Annotated in this window: 13 protein-coding genes; 1 reads left to right on the forward strand and 12 read right to left on the reverse strand. The window is 31.8% G+C overall.

The annotated features are described in order from the left end of the window. Positions 1-12: 12 nt before the first annotated feature. The 5 genes from polA to BDW31_RS04480 form a co-directional block, all read right to left on the reverse strand. On the reverse strand, positions 13-2,643 hold the full coding sequence (polA, locus tag BDW31_RS04460) for a DNA polymerase I (protein WP_053024757.1): 2,631 nt from the start codon (positions 2,641-2,643) through the stop codon (positions 13-15). A 243-nt stretch (positions 2,644-2,886) separates the two neighbouring features. After that, positions 2,887-4,584 carry a two-component system histidine kinase PnpS gene (pnpS, locus tag BDW31_RS04465; protein ID WP_110709220.1) on the reverse strand — a complete coding sequence of 566 codons (1,698 nt, stop codon included), beginning with the start codon at positions 4,582-4,584 and terminating at the stop codon, positions 2,887-2,889. Further along, complete coding sequence (locus tag BDW31_RS04470) at positions 4,584-5,294, reverse strand: response regulator transcription factor (protein WP_037536805.1); 711 nt, start codon at positions 5,292-5,294, stop codon at positions 4,584-4,586. Before BDW31_RS04470 ends, pnpS begins: the two co-directional genes overlap by 1 nt. A 369-nt stretch (positions 5,295-5,663) precedes the next feature. Next, positions 5,664-6,932, reverse strand: coding sequence for an NADP-dependent isocitrate dehydrogenase (icd, locus tag BDW31_RS04475; protein ID WP_037551095.1), 1,269 nt, complete (start codon positions 6,930-6,932; stop codon positions 5,664-5,666). 43 nt (positions 6,933-6,975) lie between these two features. Continuing rightward, positions 6,976-8,094 (reverse strand): citrate synthase, encoded by a 1,119-nt coding sequence (locus tag BDW31_RS04480; RefSeq protein WP_037551027.1) that lies wholly within the window; start codon positions 8,092-8,094, stop codon positions 6,976-6,978. 349 nt (positions 8,095-8,443) lie between these two features. Here BDW31_RS04480 and BDW31_RS04485 point away from each other — a divergent pair, with 349 nt between their 5' ends. After that, positions 8,444-9,805, forward strand: coding sequence for an amino acid permease (locus BDW31_RS04485; protein WP_053024759.1), 1,362 nt, complete (start codon positions 8,444-8,446; stop codon positions 9,803-9,805). A 118-nt stretch (positions 9,806-9,923) separates the two neighbouring features. Here BDW31_RS04485 and BDW31_RS04490 read toward each other — a convergent pair whose 3' ends face one another. The 7 genes from BDW31_RS04490 to BDW31_RS04520 form a co-directional block, all read right to left on the reverse strand. Next, a complete protein-coding gene (locus BDW31_RS04490; protein WP_037551029.1) occupies positions 9,924-10,901 on the reverse strand; it encodes a tRNA dihydrouridine synthase in 978 nt (325 codons plus the stop codon). A 289-nt stretch (positions 10,902-11,190) separates the two neighbouring features. Further along, a complete protein-coding gene (gene pyk / locus BDW31_RS04495; protein WP_053024760.1) occupies positions 11,191-12,951 on the reverse strand; it encodes a pyruvate kinase in 1,761 nt (586 codons plus the stop codon). Positions 12,952-12,969: 18 nt separating this feature from the next. Continuing rightward, positions 12,970-13,938 carry a 6-phosphofructokinase gene (gene pfkA, locus BDW31_RS04500; RefSeq protein WP_037551031.1) on the reverse strand — a complete coding sequence of 323 codons (969 nt, stop codon included), beginning with the start codon at positions 13,936-13,938 and terminating at the stop codon, positions 12,970-12,972. 286 nt (positions 13,939-14,224) lie between these two features. Next, positions 14,225-15,172 (reverse strand): acetyl-CoA carboxylase carboxyltransferase subunit alpha, encoded by a 948-nt coding sequence (locus BDW31_RS04505; protein ID WP_110709222.1) that lies wholly within the window; start codon positions 15,170-15,172, stop codon positions 14,225-14,227. Beyond that, entirely contained in the window at positions 15,165-16,031 is an 867-nt protein-coding gene (gene accD / locus BDW31_RS04510) for an acetyl-CoA carboxylase, carboxyltransferase subunit beta (RefSeq protein WP_037551033.1), read from the reverse strand. Before accD ends, BDW31_RS04505 begins: the two co-directional genes overlap by 8 nt. A 128-nt stretch (positions 16,032-16,159) precedes the next feature. Continuing rightward, positions 16,160-17,389 carry an NADP-dependent malic enzyme gene (gene ystJ, locus BDW31_RS04515; protein WP_053024761.1) on the reverse strand — a complete coding sequence of 410 codons (1,230 nt, stop codon included), beginning with the start codon at positions 17,387-17,389 and terminating at the stop codon, positions 16,160-16,162. Between the two features lie 156 nt (positions 17,390-17,545). Continuing rightward, a complete protein-coding gene (locus tag BDW31_RS04520) occupies positions 17,546-20,749 on the reverse strand; it encodes a DNA polymerase III subunit alpha (protein WP_053024762.1) in 3,204 nt (1,067 codons plus the stop codon). Positions 20,750-20,763 lie beyond the last annotated feature (14 nt).

A 20,763-nucleotide genomic window follows, 5' to 3' on the forward strand; every position in this document is an offset into this window, starting at 1 on the left:
TAATTCCTCTTTCTATTTTGCATCATACCATGTAGATCCGTAGTTAGAATCTACTTTTAACGGCACATCTAATTGTAATGCGTGTTCCATAATTTCCTCAACAAATAAACTAAAATCTTCAACTTCATTTGCAGGTACTTCGAAAATTAATTCATCATGTACTTGTAGTAATAATTGAGCATGATATGACGTTCGTTTAATTTGTCTATCAAATTCTACCATTGCTAATTTAATAATATCTGCTGCACTACCCTGTATTGGAGTATTCATTGCCGTACGTTCAGCAAAACCTCTCAAATTAAAGTTTCTACTATTAATATCTGGTATATATCTACGACGGTGCAATAATGTTTCAACAAATCCATCTGCTTTCGCATCTTTAACAATATCAGACATGTATTGTTTTACACCTGGGAAACTTGCCAAATAATCATCTATAAATGCTTTTGCTTTATTTCGAGTAATGTTTAAGCTCTGGCTCAAACCATAATCACTAATACCATATACTATTCCAAAGTTAACAGCTTTAGCTTGTCTTCTCATTAAAGCGTTAACTTCATTCGCTTCTACATCAAATACTTTCATCGCAGTAGCAGTATGAACATCTCTTTCATTGATAAATGCTTCTTTCATACTTTCATCTTGGGTAATATGAGCAAGTACACGTAATTCAATTTGAGAGTAATCAGCTGATAATATCACACTATCATTTGTAGTAGGCTTAAAAGCTTTTCTAATCTTACGTCCTTCTTCAAGACGGACAGGTATATTTTGTAAATTAGGATCTACACTTGATAAACGACCAGTTTGTGCTAATGTTTGATTGAAGCGAGTATGAATTCTGTTATCTTTACTTATGACTTTTTGTAATCCTTCTACATAAGTGGATTGTAATTTTGATAATTGACGATATTCAAGTATATAGTCAATGATTGGGTGCTGACCTTGTAACTGCTCCAACACATCAACTGCAGTAGAATATCCAGTTTTTGTTTTTTTAATGACCGGTAGTTCTAGTGTTTCAAATAATACTACACCTAATTGTTTAGGAGAGTTAATGTTAAATTCTTCCCCAGCCGCTTCGTGAATATTACTTATTAGTAAATCTAATTTTTCTTGAATTTCAGACTGCATTTGTTTTAAATCATTAATATCCGTATAAATTCCTGTTTCTTCCATTTCACTTAAAATACGTGCAAGTGGAAGTTCTAAATTTAACAATAGATCAATTTGTTGGTGCGATTCTAATTCAGCAACCATTTCAGGTTTGCAGGCATAAATTGCCTCTGTGATTGTAGCAATATGCTTATTTAAAATTGCGTCTTCTGGAACATGTCGCTTTTTCCCTTTTCCATAAATTGAAATATCATCTTGAACAAAATTTTGATTATAATTACTTACTACAGAGTTTACATCACCTATCGTTCTCGATGGATCAATAATATAACTTGCTAACATAACATCAAATACAATATTTTTTATATCTATATCTAATCTATGCGCAACAACGTATGTTTTTTTAGCATCATAAACAATTTTTTCTGTAGTATCATTCTCTAGCCATTTAATCAATTCAGGATATTCCTTTAGTTGATCGGAAGCTATTACAACATGGTCCACTCCATCATAAAATCCAAATTTTAAAATTGTATCCTGTAAGTAATTGGTACCATCTACTTCGATGTGAATCACAGCTTCTTTTAATTCTTTAAAATTTATGTTGCTAAAATCATTACTCACTTCAATGACTTTATCCTCGTGATTCTCTTCAGTATTATTACTATCTATATCAGATAATAATTGTTTGAATTCTAACTTTTTGAATAATTCAATTTTATCTTTATTATCATCTTGATTTTCTAACTTAGTATCTTGTAATGCAACTTCAATTGGGCTATCTTTATTAATTGTTGCTAATTCTTTACTCATAAATGCATCTTCACGACTGTTTTCAAGTTTTTCCTTTAATTTTTTTCCTGAAACAGATTCTATATTGTCATAAACACCTTCAACAGTATTGAATTGTTTCAATAATTTGATAGCCGTCTTTTCACCTACACCCGCAACGCCAGGGATATTATCAGATGTGTCACCCATAAGTCCTTTCATATCTATAATTTGACTTGGATTAAGTCCATCATATTTTTCATTAATGAATTCTGGAGTATAATGATCAACATCTGTTACACCTTTCTTAGTGTAATAAATTGTAACATTATCAGTTGCTAACTGTGTCAAATCTCGATCACCAGTAACAATAATCGTTTCAAACCCTTGCTCGTTTGCTTCTTTACTTAATGTGCCTATAATATCATCAGCCTCATAATTTTCTAACTCATAGTGCTCTATATGGTAAGTATCTAATAATTGTCGAATGTATGGGAACTGTTCGCTTAACTCAGGTGGGGTACTCTGTCTTCCGCCTTTGTATTCACTAAATTTTGAATGTCTAAATGTTGTTTTGCCGGCGTCAAACGCAACTAAAAAGTGTGTTGGTTGTTCTTTTCTTATAATCTTTTCCAATAACATAGCAAAACCGTATACTGCATTCGTATGTATTCCTGCTTTGTTAGAAAGTAGTGGTAACGCATAAAATGCTCTAAAACTTAAACTATTACCATCAATTAAAACTAATTTATTCAAAGCGTATACCTCCAGAGTGATTTTATTATATTTTAGCATATAACCTGTGTCATAACGAATGTATGGTTTATACAATAACTTTTCACACTCTACATTACTTATTTAAATAAAAAAGGCACTTTCATATCCTCAACCAAATTTTTGGTTCAAGTATACGAAAGGCCTTAAAAAAATAGTATTAATTATTAATCAAAATAAAAGTTCTTGTACCTCGATATTATAGTCATTCTTAATTGAATGATATTATTCTTGTTCATCTAAAAATGAAACTTTAAATAGCGAGCCCTCACCAATATCGCTTTCGACATTAATCGTTCCATGGTGTGCCTCTACTATATGTTTTGTTATAGATAAACCTAAACCTGTACCACCTGAATCTCTACTTCTTGCTTTATCCACCCGATAAAATCTTTCAAAAATATGCTTTTGATCACTTTTATCTATTCCAATACCAAAGTCTTGTATTTCTAAATTTACTTCATGTCCTTCTCTATACACTCTTACAATAACCTCATTATTCTCAAGTGAATAATTAATTGCATTTGATAGTAAATTAGTAATGACTTGTGCAATTTTGTTTTCTTGTGCTTCTATAATGACATCTTTTTCTATTTCGGATACTATTTTAATATTTTTATATCTTGCCTGGTTTTGTAAATTATCTATAGTTGTGTAAGCAAGCTCTGATAAATTCATAAATGCTGTTTCTATCTCTGTTTGTTGTTCGATATGTGATAAATCCAATAAATCCATAACGAGTGACTCAATACGATTAGATTCTTTTAAAATAATATTTAAGAACATATCAAGTGATTCTTCATCATTTTTCGCACCTTCGATGAGTGTTTCAGCGAAGCCTTTAATAGATGTAATAGGTGTTTTAAGCTCATGAGATACATTTGCAACAAATTCCCGACGCAAGTTTTCCAATTTTTTCAAATTTGTAATGTCATGCATTACTACAACCATACCTTGTAACTTTTTCTTAGATTTACTTAGTATTGGAACACATGACAAATCGAAATATTTATGATGAACATTATTTAATAAAATTTCTATCTGATCATGTAATGGCTTTTCAGTTTTAAAACTTTCTAGAATTAATTGTTGAATTTTAGGATCTAAATATGATGTATAGTTTTTATTTTCAACCTTACCGTTTGGCCTAAACAACTCATAGTACGCATGATTGGCCACAACAATTTCACCATGTTTGTCAATCATTAATACTGAACTTGGTATATTTTCTAATGTTGTTTTTAATCGATTTGATTGCATTTTTTGTTTATTATTAAGCTTTTGTAAACGTCTTGCAAGATCGTTAGTTGTGACAAATAGCGCTTTTGTCTCCTTAACATTGCTTTCAGGTACTCTAACATGATAGTATCCATCAGCAATTAACGAGGTAGCATAAGTCACTTCATTAATCGGTCTAATATATGTACGATTGATACTTCTAACAGCTAAATAAATCGCTAAAAGAACAATAATTCCTATTAAAGATAAATACTTCCACATACTCTTTTGTAATTCAAGAATCTCAGTATTCATCCCACCTATGTATATCGTTTTGTCATTGACAGTTGTTTTAAATGTGTATCTAACCTGACCATTTTCTCTTTTATAAATGATATTTGATGGATTAGCTTCATTATCAATGTTATCATTTATTTTATTTTGGTTACCAGTTTGGTATATCACTTTACCATTTTCAGAAATTCTAACAATTAAATTTTGATTAGCTGAAATATTTTTAATTTCATTATTTTCATTTTGCTTGTTTAATTTAAAAAAATTTTCAGATACATGTTTGAGTTCCGTAACCTGAGCTGTTGATAATATTTGATAAATTGTATGATGAATAATGACGCCTAAACCAATAAAACTGATTATAGTAATTGTGCTTAATAGCAATAATAATCTATGATGAAATTTAAGCATTAAGCTTTAGGTCTCTCTAATTTATAACCGAGTCCACGAACAGTTTTAATTAATTTAGGTTGTTTCGGATTCTCTTCGAGTTTGTCTCTTAAATGACTTATATGAACATCAACAATTCGAGAATCGCCTGCGAATTCATAATTCCATACTGAATTTAACATGTGTTCTCGAGTGATTACTCGCCCTTGTCTTTCTATTAGATACAACAATAGTTCAAATTCTTTAGGAGTGAGTTCTAATAATTCATCATCTTTATATACCTCAAAGAATTCAGGTCTGATTCTAATATTTTCAATCAATATATCCTCATCATCAACATCTTCTTTTTCAATTTCACTAGCAAATTTCGATCTTCTCAAGATAGCTTTAACTCTCGCCACTACTTCTCTAGGAGAAAAAGGTTTTGTCATATAATCATCGGCACCTAATTCTAATCCTAATACACGATCAAACTCATCATCTTTTGCAGTTAACATTAAAATAGGTACTAAATTTTTATCAGAACGTATTGTTTTACATACTTCAATACCATCTTTCTTAGGTAACATTACATCTAAAACGACAAGTTCTGGTTGAATTTCATTCACCTTTTCCAAAGCCTCTTCACCATCGTAAGCTACTTCAACGATGTAACCAGCCGTTTCAAGATTATATTTAAGTAAAGTTACAATTGATTGCTCATCGTCAACCACTAATACTTTTTGTGACATAATGTGCCTCCCTGAATTAATATAACATTTCAATTTCATTATAACGGAAGTTAAAACAAAAATAACATACAACATATTAAATTTACATAATCTTAACAATCATATAATTATTTTCCATATATTGAGTATTTATTTATTTATTTTTAAAAAATTATTAACAAATTATAAACAAAATATAGTTATTTGCTTTACTTCATAATAAAAAAGCGGAACAGAATTTAATTTAAATTCAATGTTCCACTTTTATTAAAAATTATTAAAATTGAGAATTCCTTAAAACTTGCGCTATTGTGTTAACTACTACAATAGTGCAATGCATCATCAATCTATTAATTTTTTAAAGTTTTAAATTATAAATGTGTAAATAAATTACTTTAAGTTTTTAATTAACTCATCAGCGAATTCTGAAGTTGATACTTCAGTAGCACCATCCATTAAACGAGCAAAATCATAAGTTACAACTTTAGAAGCAATAGTAGCTTCAATTGCATCAGTAATCTTATCAGCGGCTTCTTGCCAACCTAAATGTTCTAACATTAGAACTGAACTTAATAATTCAGAAGATGGGTTAACTTTGTTTAAACCAGCATACTTAGGTGCAGTACCATGTGTTGCTTCGAAAATAGCGTGTCCTGACTCATAGTTAATGTTTGCACCAGGTGCAATTCCAATTCCTCCCACTTGAGCTGCTAAAGCATCTGAAATATAGTCACCATTTAAATTCATTGTAGCAACTACATCATGTTCTGCTGGACGAGTTAATATTTGTTGTAAGAAAATGTCAGCGATAGAATCTTTAATAATGATCTTTCCATCTTGTTCAGCTTTTTCTTGAGCTTGATTTGCTGCATCTTTACCATCTTTTTCAACAATTTCATCATATTGTTGCCAAGTAAATACCTTATCAGCAAATTCATTATGAGCTACATCATAGCCCCATTGCTTAAATGCGCCTTCGGTGAATTTCATAATATTACCTTTATGAACAAGCGTAACAGTTTTACGGTTATTATCGATTGCATACTGAATTGCAGCTCTAACTAAACGTTCAGTACCTTCTTTAGAAACTGGTTTCACACCAATACCTGAAGTTTCTGGGAAGCGAATGTTAGTAGCACCCATTTCATTTTGTAAGAAATTAATGATTTTTTTAACTTCATCAGTACCTTCTTTAAATTCGATACCTGCATAAATATCTTCAGTATTTTCACGGAAGATAACCATATCAACATCTTGTGGACGTTTAACTGGTGAAGGAACACCTTTGAACCAACGAACTGGACGTAAGCATGTAAATAGGTCTAATTCTTGACGTAATGCAACATTTAATGAACGAATACCACCACCAATTGGTGTAGTTAAAGGTCCCTTAATAGCGATTAAATATTCTTTAATCGTATCAAGCGTTTCTTGAGGTAACCATTCACCAGTTTTATCAAAAGCTTTTTGACCTGCTAATACTTCTTTCCATTCAATACGTTTTTCGCCGTTATATGCTTTTTCAACTGCCGCATCAATAACGCGACTCGCTGCTTTCCAAATATCTGGGCCAATACCATCACCAATAATAAAAGGAATAATTGGTTCATTAGGTACATTTAATCCATCGTTAATTCTAGTAATTTTTTCAGTTGACATAATTTTACCTCCAAATATTGTGAAATCTATTAAAGTTTATAATTTATCTTTCTTCAATTGGTAAATACTTACGATTTGTTTCACCGACGTAATTAGCTCTAGGACGCATTATTCTATTATCACGATACTGTTCTAGAATATGTGCTGTCCAACCAGATGTACGACTTACCGCGAAAATTGGCGTGAATAAATCGTGTGGAATATCCATACTATGATATACAGTAGCACTAAAGAAATCGACATTAGGAATAAGTCCTTTTTCTTCTTTCATACGTTTCTCAATAGCTATTGAAATATCATATAATTCACTTCTACCAGTTTCAGAAGTGATTTTTCGGCTCATCTCACGTAAATATTTGGCTCTTGGATCTCCGTCTTTGTATACTCTATGACCGAATCCCATGATTTTTTCTTTATTTTTGAATTTTTCATCTAAATAAGCATCAACCTCATCAACTGATTTAACATCAGCAAGCATGCTCATTACTTGTTCATTTGCTCCACCATGTAAAGGTCCCTTTAATGAACCTACAGCAGCTACAATACCAGAGTACATATCAGATAAAGACGATACGGCACAACGTGCAGTAAATGCAGAAGCATTAAGTTCATGGTCAGCATGTAACACTAATGCTTTATTAAATGCTTCAGCTTCAGTATCTGTTGGTAATTCTCCTCTTAACATATATAAGAAGTTAGCTGCATAACTTAAATCAGGATTAGGTTTAACAGGATCTTTACCCTCACGAACACGCGCAAATGCTGTAACTAAAGATGCAATTTTCGCTTGAATACGTATTGCTCTTTCTTTTCTATTTTCTTCTGTTTCATTTTCAGCATCAGGATCAAAATGAGCAATATATGATACAGATGTACGTAGTGCCGTCATGGGGTGCACATTATCAGTTGCGTATTCTTCAAAATGCTTATAAACTCTTGGGTTTAAAGTCATATAATGATTAAATTTTTCTCTTAATGCATCTAATTCATCTTGAGTAGGCAATCTATAATTCCATAATAAAAACACTATTTCTTCGAACAATGCATTTTCTGCTAAATCATCAATATCGTATCCCGCATACGTTAATTGACTATCAATAATTGAACTGATTTTAGTTTCAGCTGCAATTACCCCTTCTAAACCTTTTTGTAATTCTGCCATAAGTAATTCCCCTTTTCTTATACATAATGTAATGGCTTTCAAATACTATTATAGCCAATGTGATAAGTTTTGTGAACGATTATATATCGTTCAATAAATGCTATTTAACTTTAAATTTTTAAACTTATTTTAACTTAAACGCCCAATAAACGCCATTATATAAGCTTTCATTCCAATTTAAATTATGTAATTAATGAGAAAATATTGAAAATTTCAATTTAATTATCAAGCTTGATTACAATTATTTAATCTAAATTTAGAGGGATTTTTAGAAAAAATTCGAAAAATAATTGTCGAATTGAATTTATAAGTGCATAATAAAATTAATTAAATGTAAGGGAGTTGTCTTATGGCTGAAGAAAAATTACAAAGAGGATTGAGTAATCGTCATGTGCAATTGATTGCTATTGGCGGCGCTATAGGTACCGGATTATTTTTGGGAGCAGGTCAAACAATAGCAATGACTGGTCCATCTATTCTATTAACTTATATTATTATAGGTTTCATGTTGTTCATGTTTATGAGAGGCTTAGGTGAGATTATAATTCAAAATACTCGCTTCAAATCTTTCGCCGATGTGACAAATGAATACATAGGACCGTTTGCTGGTTTTGTAACTGGTTGGACTTATTGGTTGTGCTGGATTATAACAGGTATGGCTGAAGTAACTGCTGTTGCTAAATATGTTAGTTTCTGGTTCCCTGCAATTCCAAACTGGATTAGTGCACTATTCTGTGTGCTTATATTAATGCTATTTAATTTGCTTAGTGCTAAATTATTTGGTGAATTAGAATTCTGGTTCGCTATTATTAAAATTATAACTATCATCGCTTTAATCGTTGTAGGTTTAGTCATGATTTTAATGGCATATAAAACACAATTTGGACATGCTAGTTTTACAAATTTATATAAACATGGCATCTTTACTCACGGAGCATCTGGGTTCTTTAAGTCATTCCAAATGGCATTGTTCTCATTTGTTGGTATTGAAATGATTGGTGTAACTGCAGGAGAAACTAAAGATCCTCAGAAAACAATTCCAAAAGCTATCAATGCTGTACCGTTAAGAATTTTAGTATTCTACGTTGGTGCATTAGCGGTAATTATGTCTATTATTCCTTGGGATAAAGTTGACCCTAGTGAAAGTCCATTTGTTAGATTATTCTCATTAATTGGTATTCCTTTCGCTGCTGGATTGATCAACTTTGTAGTATTAACTGCTGCAGCATCATCTTGTAATAGTGGTATATTCTCAAACAGTCGTATGTTATTTGGTTTATCAGAACAAGATCAAGCACCACCTATCTTTAGAAGTACTAATAAAAATGGTGTTCCTCATTTTGCTATTATTGGTTCATCTGCATTATTATTAGTAACAGCATTATTAAACTACATCTTCCCAGATGCTACGTTAGTGTTTACTTATGTAACAACAATTTCGACTGTATTATTTATTATCGTATGGGCATTAATTATTATTGCTTATATTAATTATCACAGAAAAAATCCTGAGCTACATAAAACTGTATCTTATAAACTTCCTGGTGGTAAATATATGGGTTACGCAATATTAGTATTCTTCTTCTTAGTATTTTGTTTATTATTTGTAAATGAAACAACTAGAAATGCTATTTTCTTAACTCCAATTTGGTTTATATTACTAGGTTTAATGTATTTGAGATATAGACAAGTTGCTAAGAATAATAAATAATTTAAAATTCTTATGAGATTATAATAGCCAGTAAATGAATTAAAATAAAAATTCATTTACTGGCTTGTTTTTTATAATAAACCTATTATCTAATAACTAAATCTAATGTTTTAGAAAATTAATTTATATCTTCTTCAATTTTAGACTCAAATTCATCTAATAAATCGCGTGCTTCATCAACCGATTCTGTACTCATTAATTGATGACGTAATTGACTAGCTCCTTTAATCCCCTTCACATAAATCTTAAAAAATCTTCTTAAACTTTTGTATTGTTGACTTTCATCACTCGAATATTTCTCAAATAATGATAAATGTAATCTAAACAAATTCAATAGTTCTTTACTAGTATGTTCACGGGGTGCTTTTTCAAAAGCAAACGGATTATTAAAGATCCCTCTACCGATCATCACGCCGTCAACACCATATTTCATGGCAAGTTCATGTCCAGTTTGTCTATCTGGAATATCTCCATTAATCGTTAGTAATGTATTAGGTGCGATATCATCTCTTAATTGTTTAATTGCTGCGATTAATTCCCAATGCGCATCTACTTTACTCATCTCTTTGCGTGTTCGAAGATGAATAGATAAATTTGCGATATCTTGTTTAAAAACGTGTTTTAACCAATCTTTCCACTCTTCAATATCATAATAACCTAAACGGGTTTTAACACTAACAGGTAATCCACCAGCTTTAGTAGCTTGAATAATCTCAGCAGCTGTTTCAGGTCTCAATATTAAACCAGAACCTTTACCTTTCTTTGCGACATTAGCTACTGGACATCCCATATTTAAATCTATACCTTTAAAACCCATTTCAGCTAAGCCAAAACTCATTTCTCTAAACTGTTCGGGTTTATCGCCCCATATATGTGCTACCATAGGCTGTTCATCTTCACTAAATGTCAATCTTCCACGAACGCTATGAATACCTTCCGGATGGCAATAACTCTCAGTATTTGTAAATTCAGTGAAAAAAACATCAGGTCTAGCAGCCTCACTTACAACATGTCGAAAAACGATATCAGTAACGTCCTCCATAGGTGCTAAAATAAAAAAAGGACGTGGTAATTCACTCCAAAAATTTTCTTTCATAATAATTAAACCTTCTTATAATAGTATATCTCAATTAATCCATGCTATATTACCACAAATTATAACCTTATTCAAAATGAAATTTTATAACTCAATTAACTTTCCTATTTGAAATTCTCATTTAATGAATTTCTTTCTAATGAAATGAAAAAACTGAGAAGAACTCTTCACGAGCTTATTCCCAGTTTAATCAACTATTGCGAATTTGCAATATTGCTTTGAAATATTATCTGTTCTGGCTCTCTTATCTTACTAAATTAGCCATCATTTATAATAATAAATTAATGAATTAAAGTACGTTAGCATACCCTTCAAATATTTTACCTTGGGCAGCATCTACTGTTACTAAAATACCATCTTTTAATTCTTTAGTAGCATTTTCAACACCTATAATTGTTGGAATACCTTTTTCAAGTCCGATAATCGCACTTGGTGATGTGATACCATTTTCTTCTGTAATTAATCCAACTGCTTGCTCAATATAAGGCACTAATGTCTCATCTACAGAATTAGTAACAATAACTGATTCACTTAAATCTACGCCTTCTAAATCACTAGCACTGTTAGCAACTACAGTTTTACCAACTACTGATCCACGACCGACACCTTGTCCTTTTGCAATTTCATCTCCAACTAAATGTAATTTCATCATATTAGTTGTACCTTTTTCACCAGTAGGTACACCGGCAGTAATAATAATTAAATCACCATTAGTAACTCTTCCCGTTTCTACTGCTGTAGCAACTGCATTATTTAATAGGTCATCAGTAGTTTTACGACCTTTTTTAATTACAGGATATGCACCCCAAACTAAAGCAAGTTGACGTGCAGTGTACTCGCTAGGGGTAACCGCAATGATATCAGAATGTGGGCGATATTTAGAAATAGTTACTGCAGTTGAACCACTTTCAGTTGCTGCAACAATAGCTTTAACTTTTAAATTTAAAGCAGTATGTGCAACTGAAACACCAATAGCATTCACTAATGAAGTTTCTACTAGTTTAGTACGGTCTGATAATAATTTTTTGTAATCTTGTGCCGCTTCAGCAGAAATCGCAATATTTCTCATTGTTTTTACAGCCTCTTCTGGATATAAACCAGCAGCAGTTTCACCAGAAAGCATAACTGCGTCAGTACCATCATAAATTGCGTTAGCAACGTCACTAGCTTCCGCTCTTGTCGCACGAGGATTTCGTTGCATTGAATCTAACATTTGAGTAGCTGTGATGACTGGTTTACCTAGTTTATTACATTTTCTGATTAAATCTTTTTGTACAATTGGTACAGATTCTGGTGGAATTTCAACACCCATGTCACCACGAGCTACCATTAAACCATCAGACACTTCTAATATTTCTTCTATATTATCAATACCTTCTTGGTTTTCAATTTTAGGGAAAATAGTGATATTATAATTATTTTCTCTTTCAAGAATTTCACGAATATCTAAGACATCACTTGGACGTCGTACAAAGCTTGCTGCGATATAATCAATATCTTCTTTGATACCAAATAAGATATCATCAGCATCTTTATCAGTAATACCTGGTAAATTAACTTTTACACCTGGTAAATTTACGCCTTTTTTATTTTTTAATTCACCAGTATTTAAGATATCACATTTAACTTCGCCTTTTGTTTTATCGATGTCTTTTACTTGTAGTTCAACTAAACCATCATCAAGTAAAATGTAAGAACCTATTTGAACATCATTGATTAAATCTTCATAAGTTACTGAGAATTTTTCAGGTGTACCTTCAACTTGAGACATACTAACAATAACTTCTTTGCCTTTTTCAAGCATAATTAAGCCATCTTTCATGTCATGAGTACGAATTTCAGGTCCTTTAGTATCTAATAAGATACCAATTGTTTTACCTAATTTATCAGCTACTTTACGAATCGTATCAATACGTGCTTTATGCTCTTCATGACTACCATGAGAGAAATTCAAACGCGCTACGTTCATACCAGCTTTCATTAATTTTTCTAACATTTCCTCAGACTCTGATGCAGGTCCAATTGTACATACAATTTTAGTCTTTCTCATTTTAAAAAGCCTCCTAAATTAAATAGATAACTCTTTCGTTAATTCATAAATATCAGTATTGAATTTATGGTCGTTACCATTGAAAATTTCATCAAATGGTGTGGCAGTCAATTTGTTATTCATAATACCTACTCCATGTCCAGAACGACCTTGTATTAATAAATCAACGGCGTAACCACCTAAGCGTGAAGCTAATACTCTGTCAACACCTGATGGGCTACCACCACGTTGGATATGGCCCAGTACAGACACACGTGCATCAACATTAATATATTTCATTAATTGATCCGCGCATTCTTGGCCACTCATACTGCCCTCAGCTACCATGACGATTGAGTGTTTTTTACCTCGTTTGATACCTTTTTCTATTTTTTCGGCAATATCTTTAATATCTGTATTGACTTCAGGAACTAATATTGTTTCAGCACCGACTGATAAGCCAGCCCATAATGCTAAATCACCACAATCACGTCCCATAACTTCTACAATAAAAGTTCTAGCATGACTTGAAGCAGTGTCTCTAATCTTGTCTACACTATCAATAATTGTGTTCAACGCTGTGTCAAACCCAATAGTGAAGTCAGTACCATTAATATCATTATCAATAGTACCTGGAATTCCTATTGTTTTAATATCTTTCGTCTCTTCACTAATACGTTGGGCACCTCTGTAACTGCCATCTCCCCCAACTACTACTAGTCCCTCAATACCACGTTTGTGTAAATTCTCTATACCTTTTTGTCTTACACTTGCCTCTTTGAATTGTGGACATCTTGCAGAGTAAAGGAAAGTTCCTCCACGTTGAATTGTATCCCCTACTGAACCCAATTCAAGTTTATGAATATTGTCATCAAGTAATCCTTGATAACCTTGATAAATTCCATAAACTTCAATGTTGTTATAAATCGCCTTACGCACAACTGCTCTAACAGCAGCATTCATGCCTGGTGAATCTCCACCACTAGTTAAAACCGCAATTTTTTTCATGACGACATTCCCTTTCCTAACTAGATTTCTCTTTAATAATAAATTACCACAATTTTTTTTAGTGTTCCATCAATATAGGTTCACAAAATACATGTAAACGTTTTATAAACAATTTTTCCTTTCGAAATAAAAAAGGGGTGAACAATATTCACCAAGAATCAATTGTTTCACCCTTATAAGGAAAACTACAGCTAGAAAAATATAATAAAGGTTCCTTCATAACTTAATTTGCAACTGTGTTTTTCAAAGTAGTTTTAAATATTAATTTGTATATGTACCAGCCCAGCTATTTTTCAATAAAAGCACCGATATTTCTAAACTTATTAAATCTATCTTCAACTAATTCATCAGCACTTTGTTGTTGAAGTTGTTCTAAATGATTTACGAATGCTTGCTTAATATCAATAGCTTGTTGTTCTGTATTATTGTGTGCACCACCTAAAGGTTCGTCAATCACACTATCAATAACGTTTAAATGATGTAAATCTTTTGCAGTAATTTTCATAGTTTCGGCAGCCATTTTTGCTAATGAGCTATCTTTCCATAACAGTGCCGCTGCTCCCTCTGGGGAAATAACAGAATACGTACTGTTTTCAAGCATCATAATTCGATTGGCTATACCAATTCCTAGTGCACCACCACTACCACCTTCGCCGATAACGATAGCTATCACTGGCACTGTTAGAGATGCCATCTCAACTAAGTTTCTAGCAATAGATTCACTTTGTCCGCGTTCTTCAGCAGCTTTACCTGGATAAGCACCTTTAGTATCAATGAAAGTAAAAATAGGTCTATTAAATTTCTCAGCTTGTTTCATTAATCTCAATGCTTTACGATAACCTTCAGGATGCGCCATACCAAAGTTTCGATATATATTATCCTTAGTATCTTTACCTCTTTGTTGGCCTATAACTGTAACAGGGGTACCGTTTAAATACCCAATTCCACCAATCATTGCAGGGTCATCTCTAAAATTACGATCTCCATGTAATTCAATAAATGAATCGAAGATATATGGAATATAGTCTAAAGTCGTAGGTCGTTCTTGGAGACGAGCAATTTGCACTCTATCCCAAGGCTTAAGATTGGTATATATTTTTTTGGTTTCTCTTTCAAGTGATGCTTCAAGTAAATCAATTTCATCTTGTAAATCTACATCATTTTTTCCTTGAGATTGCTTAAGAGATTCAATTTTATTTTTTATTTCAAAAAGTGGTTTTTCAAAATCAAGCATCTTTATTCACCTCTTGGTGCAATTTTAATAATTGAGCAAGTGTTTCTTTCATCTCTTTACGGTGAACAACTTTATCAAGTTGACCATGCTCAAGAAGAAACTCTGCAGTTTGGAAATCATCTGGAAGTTTCTCATTAATAGTTTGCTCAATAACACGTCGACCAGCAAATCCAATTAAGGCTTTTGGTTCACTTAAATTGATATCCCCAACAGATGCAAAACTAGCAGAAACACCACCAGTTGTTGGATGCGTAAGATAAGAAATATATAATAATCCGGCATCTGAGTGACGTTTCAGTGAAACACTCGTTTTACCCATTTGCATCAATGAAATAATACCCTCTTGCATCCTAGCACCACCACTTGCAGAAAATAATATGAATGGTAGTCTATGTTCTGTTGCATAATCAATAATTCGACATATTTTCTCACCAACAACTGAACCCATACTTCCCATTCTAAATCTAGCATCCATAACAGCTACACCAAATTGAACACCATCTAGTTTGGCAGTACCGGTTACAACCGCTTCGCTTAAATCAGTTTTTTGTTGGTCTTTTTCAATTTTTTCTTGATAGCCAGGAAAGTCTAAAGGATTTGCTGATGTCATTCCTTTATCAAATTCAACGAAACTATTTTCATCAGTGATTGCTTCAATTCTCTTATATGCAGGTAATGCAATATGGTGATCACAATTAAAACATACATTTAAATTCTCATTTAATTCTTTTGTATACATTATTTTTTTGCATTTTGGACATTTAGTCATAATACCTGCTGGTACTTCATTTTGTTTTGAATCTTGAACTGTTAAATATTTTCGCTTTTTACTACTACGATTAAAAAAGTCTTTAAACATTCGTAAACCTCCACCTAACCATACAACCTTAATTTATTACATATCAATTTAATATATGATCGAACATAAAGTATGAGTTAGAAATAATACATGTCTTTGTTTTTTATTAAAATTGTTGCAATTCTAGGTTATTTCAAGTCTGTTAATTGCATTGTTTTATCATAAACTTTTTGAGGATTCACTTCAATTCTTGCCACGCCAGTTTCCATTGCTGCTTCTGCAACTTCACGTGCAACTGAAGGAGCTACCCTTTTATCGAAAGGACCAGGAATACAATAATCCGGATTCAACTCATCTTCATCTATAAGATTAGCAATCGCTTCAACTGCCGCTTTCTTCATATCTTCATTTATATGTGTTGATTCAGTGTCTAATGCACCTCTAAAAATACCTGGGAACGCAAGTACATTATTAATTTGGTTCGGAAAATCTGAACGACCTGTTCCTACAACTTTAGCTCCTGCTTCTTTAGCATCATTGGGCTTGATTTCTGGATCTGGGTTAGCCATTGCAAAGATGATTGCATCATCCGCCATTGATTTAACCATGTCTTTTGATAGTAAGTTAGCAACTGAAACACCTATAAATACATCAGCACCTTTAATTACATCTTGTAATGAACCTTCAATTTTGTCTTTGTTTGTGAATTTAGCTACATAATCCTTAGTGTCATTCATACCATAAGGTCGACCTTCAAAAATAGCACCTCTTGAATCGCACATTATCATATTTCTGACACCGTAAGAATCTAATAATTTAACAATTGCAATACCTGCTGCCCCTGCACCATTTAACACAACTTTAATATCAGATAAATCTTTATCAACAATTCTTAGTGCATTGATTAAACCAGCCATAGTAACAATCGCTGTACCATGTTGATCATCATGGAAAACTGGAATATTAGTTTCTTTTTTAAGACGATCTTCTATTTCAAAACATCTTGGTGCTGAAATATCTTCTAGATTAATTCCTCCATAATTAGGTGAAATTAATTTAACTGTTCTAATAATTTCTTCTGTATCTTTAGTATCTAAAGCGATAGGTACACCGTTTATACCTGCAAAACTTTTAAAAAGAACAGCTTTACCTTCCATAACAGGAATACTAGCTGAGGCACCTATATTACCTAAACCTAAAACTGCAGTGCCATCAGTAACAACAGCCACAGTGTTTTTTTTAATCGTGTAATCATATACAGTTCTTGGATCTTCATGTATTTCTTTACACGGTTCTGCTACGCCTGGTGAATAGGCTAAACTTAATTCTTCTTTATTAGTAACTTTGATATTAGGTGTAATTTCCAACTTACCTTGATTTTCTTTATGCATTTGTAATGCATCATCTCTTAAAGACATTAAATCAACCCCTGTTTATTTACTAAAATATCGAAAGCTCATCAGTATAATGAATATATATTCTCTGCATTTAAAATTTTTTAAGATAAAATAAACTGATGACTTTATTTTATAAATCATCAGTTTACTATATCATAATTTTTTTATACATAAAAGTTATAAAATTCTTATATCTTTTGGATCAAAAGCCTCAACAAAGTTTTTAATTTCATTCGATGTTTTATCCATACTACCCAAATAATCAAGTTCTCCAGTTTGTTCATTATATATATTCACTTTAATCATATGGTTGTTTTTATGATCACTAAGAATTTGTTTAATTTCATCTAAGTTATGAATGTTTCTTAAAATAATTTGAGATGCCCCATTCATTTTAGTTACTTCAAAATGGTCAACTGAATCCATTTGATTTAAAATGAGCTGCAATTGTTGTTTTCTCTTTTCAAATTTCCCCCAAACAATATACATTTCTCTCTCATTTAATTGAGTTTCATATCGTTTGAATTTATCTGGAAATAAAACTGCATCCATCGTATGTCGCCCATCATTTAGAACTAAAAATGCCATATTTTGACCATTCTTGGTCCTTATTTGTTTGATTTGATCTACTTGAACCAAAATAGGTTTGTGATTTACAACATTACTTAGTGTATAAATACCTAAATATTGCTTTTTATTAAATTGCTTTTCGACTGGATGATTAGAAACATAAAATCCCAAGTATTCCATTTCATAACTACTAATCATTTGATCACTAAATTCATCTTTATCAGTGTAAGATTGTTTAGGTGTCAAAATATTCATTAATAAATCGTTTTGTTCTACATTTGATACTTCATCTAAAACTTGATCAATAGAACTTAATAAAGTTGAACGTGTTTTTCCAAAAGTATCAAAAGCGCCTACCAATATTAATGATTCAAGTAATTTTCTAGTCTTTACGCGATTTGGTATTCGTCTAGTAAAATCAAAGAAATCTTTATACTTACCATTTTGATACCTTTCATCAACAATTGATTTAACGCTCTGATAACCAACCCCTTTAATAGCACCTAAGGATAGATAAATATTTGATTTAGTTGCTCTATAATACCAATGGCTTTCATTAATATTAGGAGGCAAAATTTTCAATTTTTGATTTTTAGCTTCATCAATTATGGCCGCTGTTTTAGATTCATTACCAACGACATTACTTAAAATATTAGCATAAAAATAATTAGGATAGTGAACCTTCAAATATGCCATGATATATGCAATTTTTGAATAACTTACCGCATGTGCTCTAGGAAATCCATAATCAGCAAACTTTAGAATTAAATCAAATATTTGTTTACTTATCTTCTCATCATATTTATTTTTTATCGCACCTTCGACAAAATGTTGTCTTTCACTTTCTAAAACTGCTCTATTCTTTTTACTCATGGCACGACGTAGAATATCTGCTTGTCCATAATTAAAGCTAGCAAATTGACTAGCGATTTGCATAATTTGTTCTTGATAGATTATTACACCATACGTATTTTTAAGTATGGGTTCTAAATCAGGATGTAAGTATTTAATTTCACTTTCGTTATGTCTTCGTGAAATATAAGTTGGAATTTCTTCCATAGGTCCTGGTCTATATAAAGACGTAACCGCAACGATATCTTCAAAATGTTCAGGCTGAAGTCGTTTTAATACTTTTCTTACACCTTCGGATTCAAGTTGGAAGATTCCAGTTGTATCTCCCCTAGATAATAACTTAAATACCTCTACATCATTAAACGGTATCTCTTCAATCTCTATAGTAATATTTAAATCTTTTTTTACTTGAGTGATAATTTGATGTATGATAGATAAATTTCTTAACCCCAAAAAGTCAATCTTAAGTAGACCAATTCGCTCTGCTTCTGTCATCGTCCATTGCGTCAATAAACCAGTATCGCCCAATGTTAGTGGTGCATAATTATATAGAGGTTGATCGTTAATAATAATACCTGCTGCATGTGTTGAAGTATGTCTAGGTAAGCCTTCTAATTTCTTACTTAATTCAAACCACTTTTCATGTCGATGATTTCTATGTACAAATTGCTTAAATTGCTCATCCTCATATGCCTTATCTAAAGTTATACCAAGTTGATGAGGTATTAACTTAGAAATTTCATTTAAAGTTTTATCATCAAATCCAATTATGCGACCAACATCTCTTGCAACGGCCCTAGCCAATAAATGTCCGAATGTGACAATACCCGAAACACGATGTTTTCCATATTTGTCTTGAACGTATTGAATGACTCTTTCCCTACGCGTGTCTTCAAAATCAATATCTATATCTGGCATTGTTACACGTTCAGGATTTAAAAAACGTTCAAATAATAGATTAAATCTAATTGGATCTATTGTAGTAATGCCGAGTAGGAAGCTAACTAATGAACCAGCTGAGGATCCCCGCCCAGGACCAACCATAACATCATGTGTTTTAGCGTAATGAATTAAATCACTTACAATTAAAAAATAGTCTTCAAAGCCCATTTCAGTTATAACACGATATTCATGTTCTAATCTTTTTGTATAGCGTTCATTATGATTTAATTTCATCTTCTTTAAACTTGATTGGAGTTGTGACCATAAATACTCTTTTGAGGAACTACCTGATGGTGCATCGAATTTAGGTAGTAAATTTTGATGATATTCTAAGCTTGCACTACATAAACTAGCTAGTTCAAGTGTATTATTCCATACGTCTCTGTCTATATTTAATGTTTCTAATTCATTTTGATTAGGAAAATGTTCCCCAATATCTTCAGTATCATTAACCAAATCTATCTTAGTATTATTTTTAATTGCTTCAAGTGCTGGAATCGTCTCAACATCTTCTTGATTTAAGTATCGTGCATTTTCAAACCAAACTACTTTTATATTATTATAAAATGCTAAGTTGCTTGAATGATTTATAAATATATTTTGATGGTTTTGAAATTGTTCAACTATAGAATAATGAGATTGATTTGCTTGCTTAAATATGATTGCAATATTTGTTGAATACTTTTTTAACCACTCAACTGATATAACGTCTTTTTGCTTCATTTTAATTGCAGAAGAGAGTTGAAATAGTGATCTTAAGCCATCATTATTTATAGCTAAAACCACAGTCTCAATTGTATACAAACCATCCGTAACGTTAACTGTCATTCCAAAAATTGGTTTAATATTGGCTTTAATACAAGCATCATAAAATTTAGGGAAGCCATATAAGACATTAGTATCTGTAATCGCTAATGTATCATAATGATTATGTTGTGCTTTTTTAACTACATCATCGATTCTCAAACTAGAATTTAATAAATCATATGCTGTATGAAGATTTAAATGAGCAACCATGAATGACTTCCTTT

It is taken from the genome of Staphylococcus sp. AtHG25 (assembly GCF_003217445.1).
Lineage (GTDB): Bacteria > Bacillota > Bacilli > Staphylococcales > Staphylococcaceae > Staphylococcus > Staphylococcus haemolyticus.

Coding starts and splice junctions, on each gene's coding strand:
- BDW31_RS04485 (WP_053024759.1), top strand. CDS start 8,444: ATGGCTGAAGAAAAATTACAAAGAGGATTGAGTAATCGTCATGTGCAA.
- ystJ (WP_053024761.1), bottom strand. CDS start 17,389: ATGTCTTTAAGAGATGATGCATTACAAATGCATAAAGAAAATCAAGGT.
- pnpS (WP_110709220.1), bottom strand. CDS start 4,584: ATGCTTAAATTTCATCATAGATTATTATTGCTATTAAGCACAATTACT.
- BDW31_RS04470 (WP_037536805.1), bottom strand. CDS start 5,294: ATGTCACAAAAAGTATTAGTGGTTGACGATGAGCAATCAATTGTAACT.
- pyk (WP_053024760.1), bottom strand. CDS start 12,951: ATGAGAAAGACTAAAATTGTATGTACAATTGGACCTGCATCAGAGTCT.
- BDW31_RS04480 (WP_037551027.1), bottom strand. CDS start 8,094: ATGGCAGAATTACAAAAAGGTTTAGAAGGGGTAATTGCAGCTGAAACT.
- accD (WP_037551033.1), bottom strand. CDS start 16,031: ATGTTTAAAGACTTTTTTAATCGTAGTAGTAAAAAGCGAAAATATTTA.
- icd (WP_037551095.1), bottom strand. CDS start 6,932: ATGTCAACTGAAAAAATTACTAGAATTAACGATGGATTAAATGTACCT.
- BDW31_RS04490 (WP_037551029.1), bottom strand. CDS start 10,901: ATGAAAGAAAATTTTTGGAGTGAATTACCACGTCCTTTTTTTATTTTA.
- BDW31_RS04520 (WP_053024762.1), bottom strand. CDS start 20,749: ATGGTTGCTCATTTAAATCTTCATACAGCATATGATTTATTAAATTCT.
- BDW31_RS04505 (WP_110709222.1), bottom strand. CDS start 15,172: ATGCTTGATTTTGAAAAACCACTTTTTGAAATAAAAAATAAAATTGAA.
- pfkA (WP_037551031.1), bottom strand. CDS start 13,938: ATGAAAAAAATTGCGGTTTTAACTAGTGGTGGAGATTCACCAGGCATG.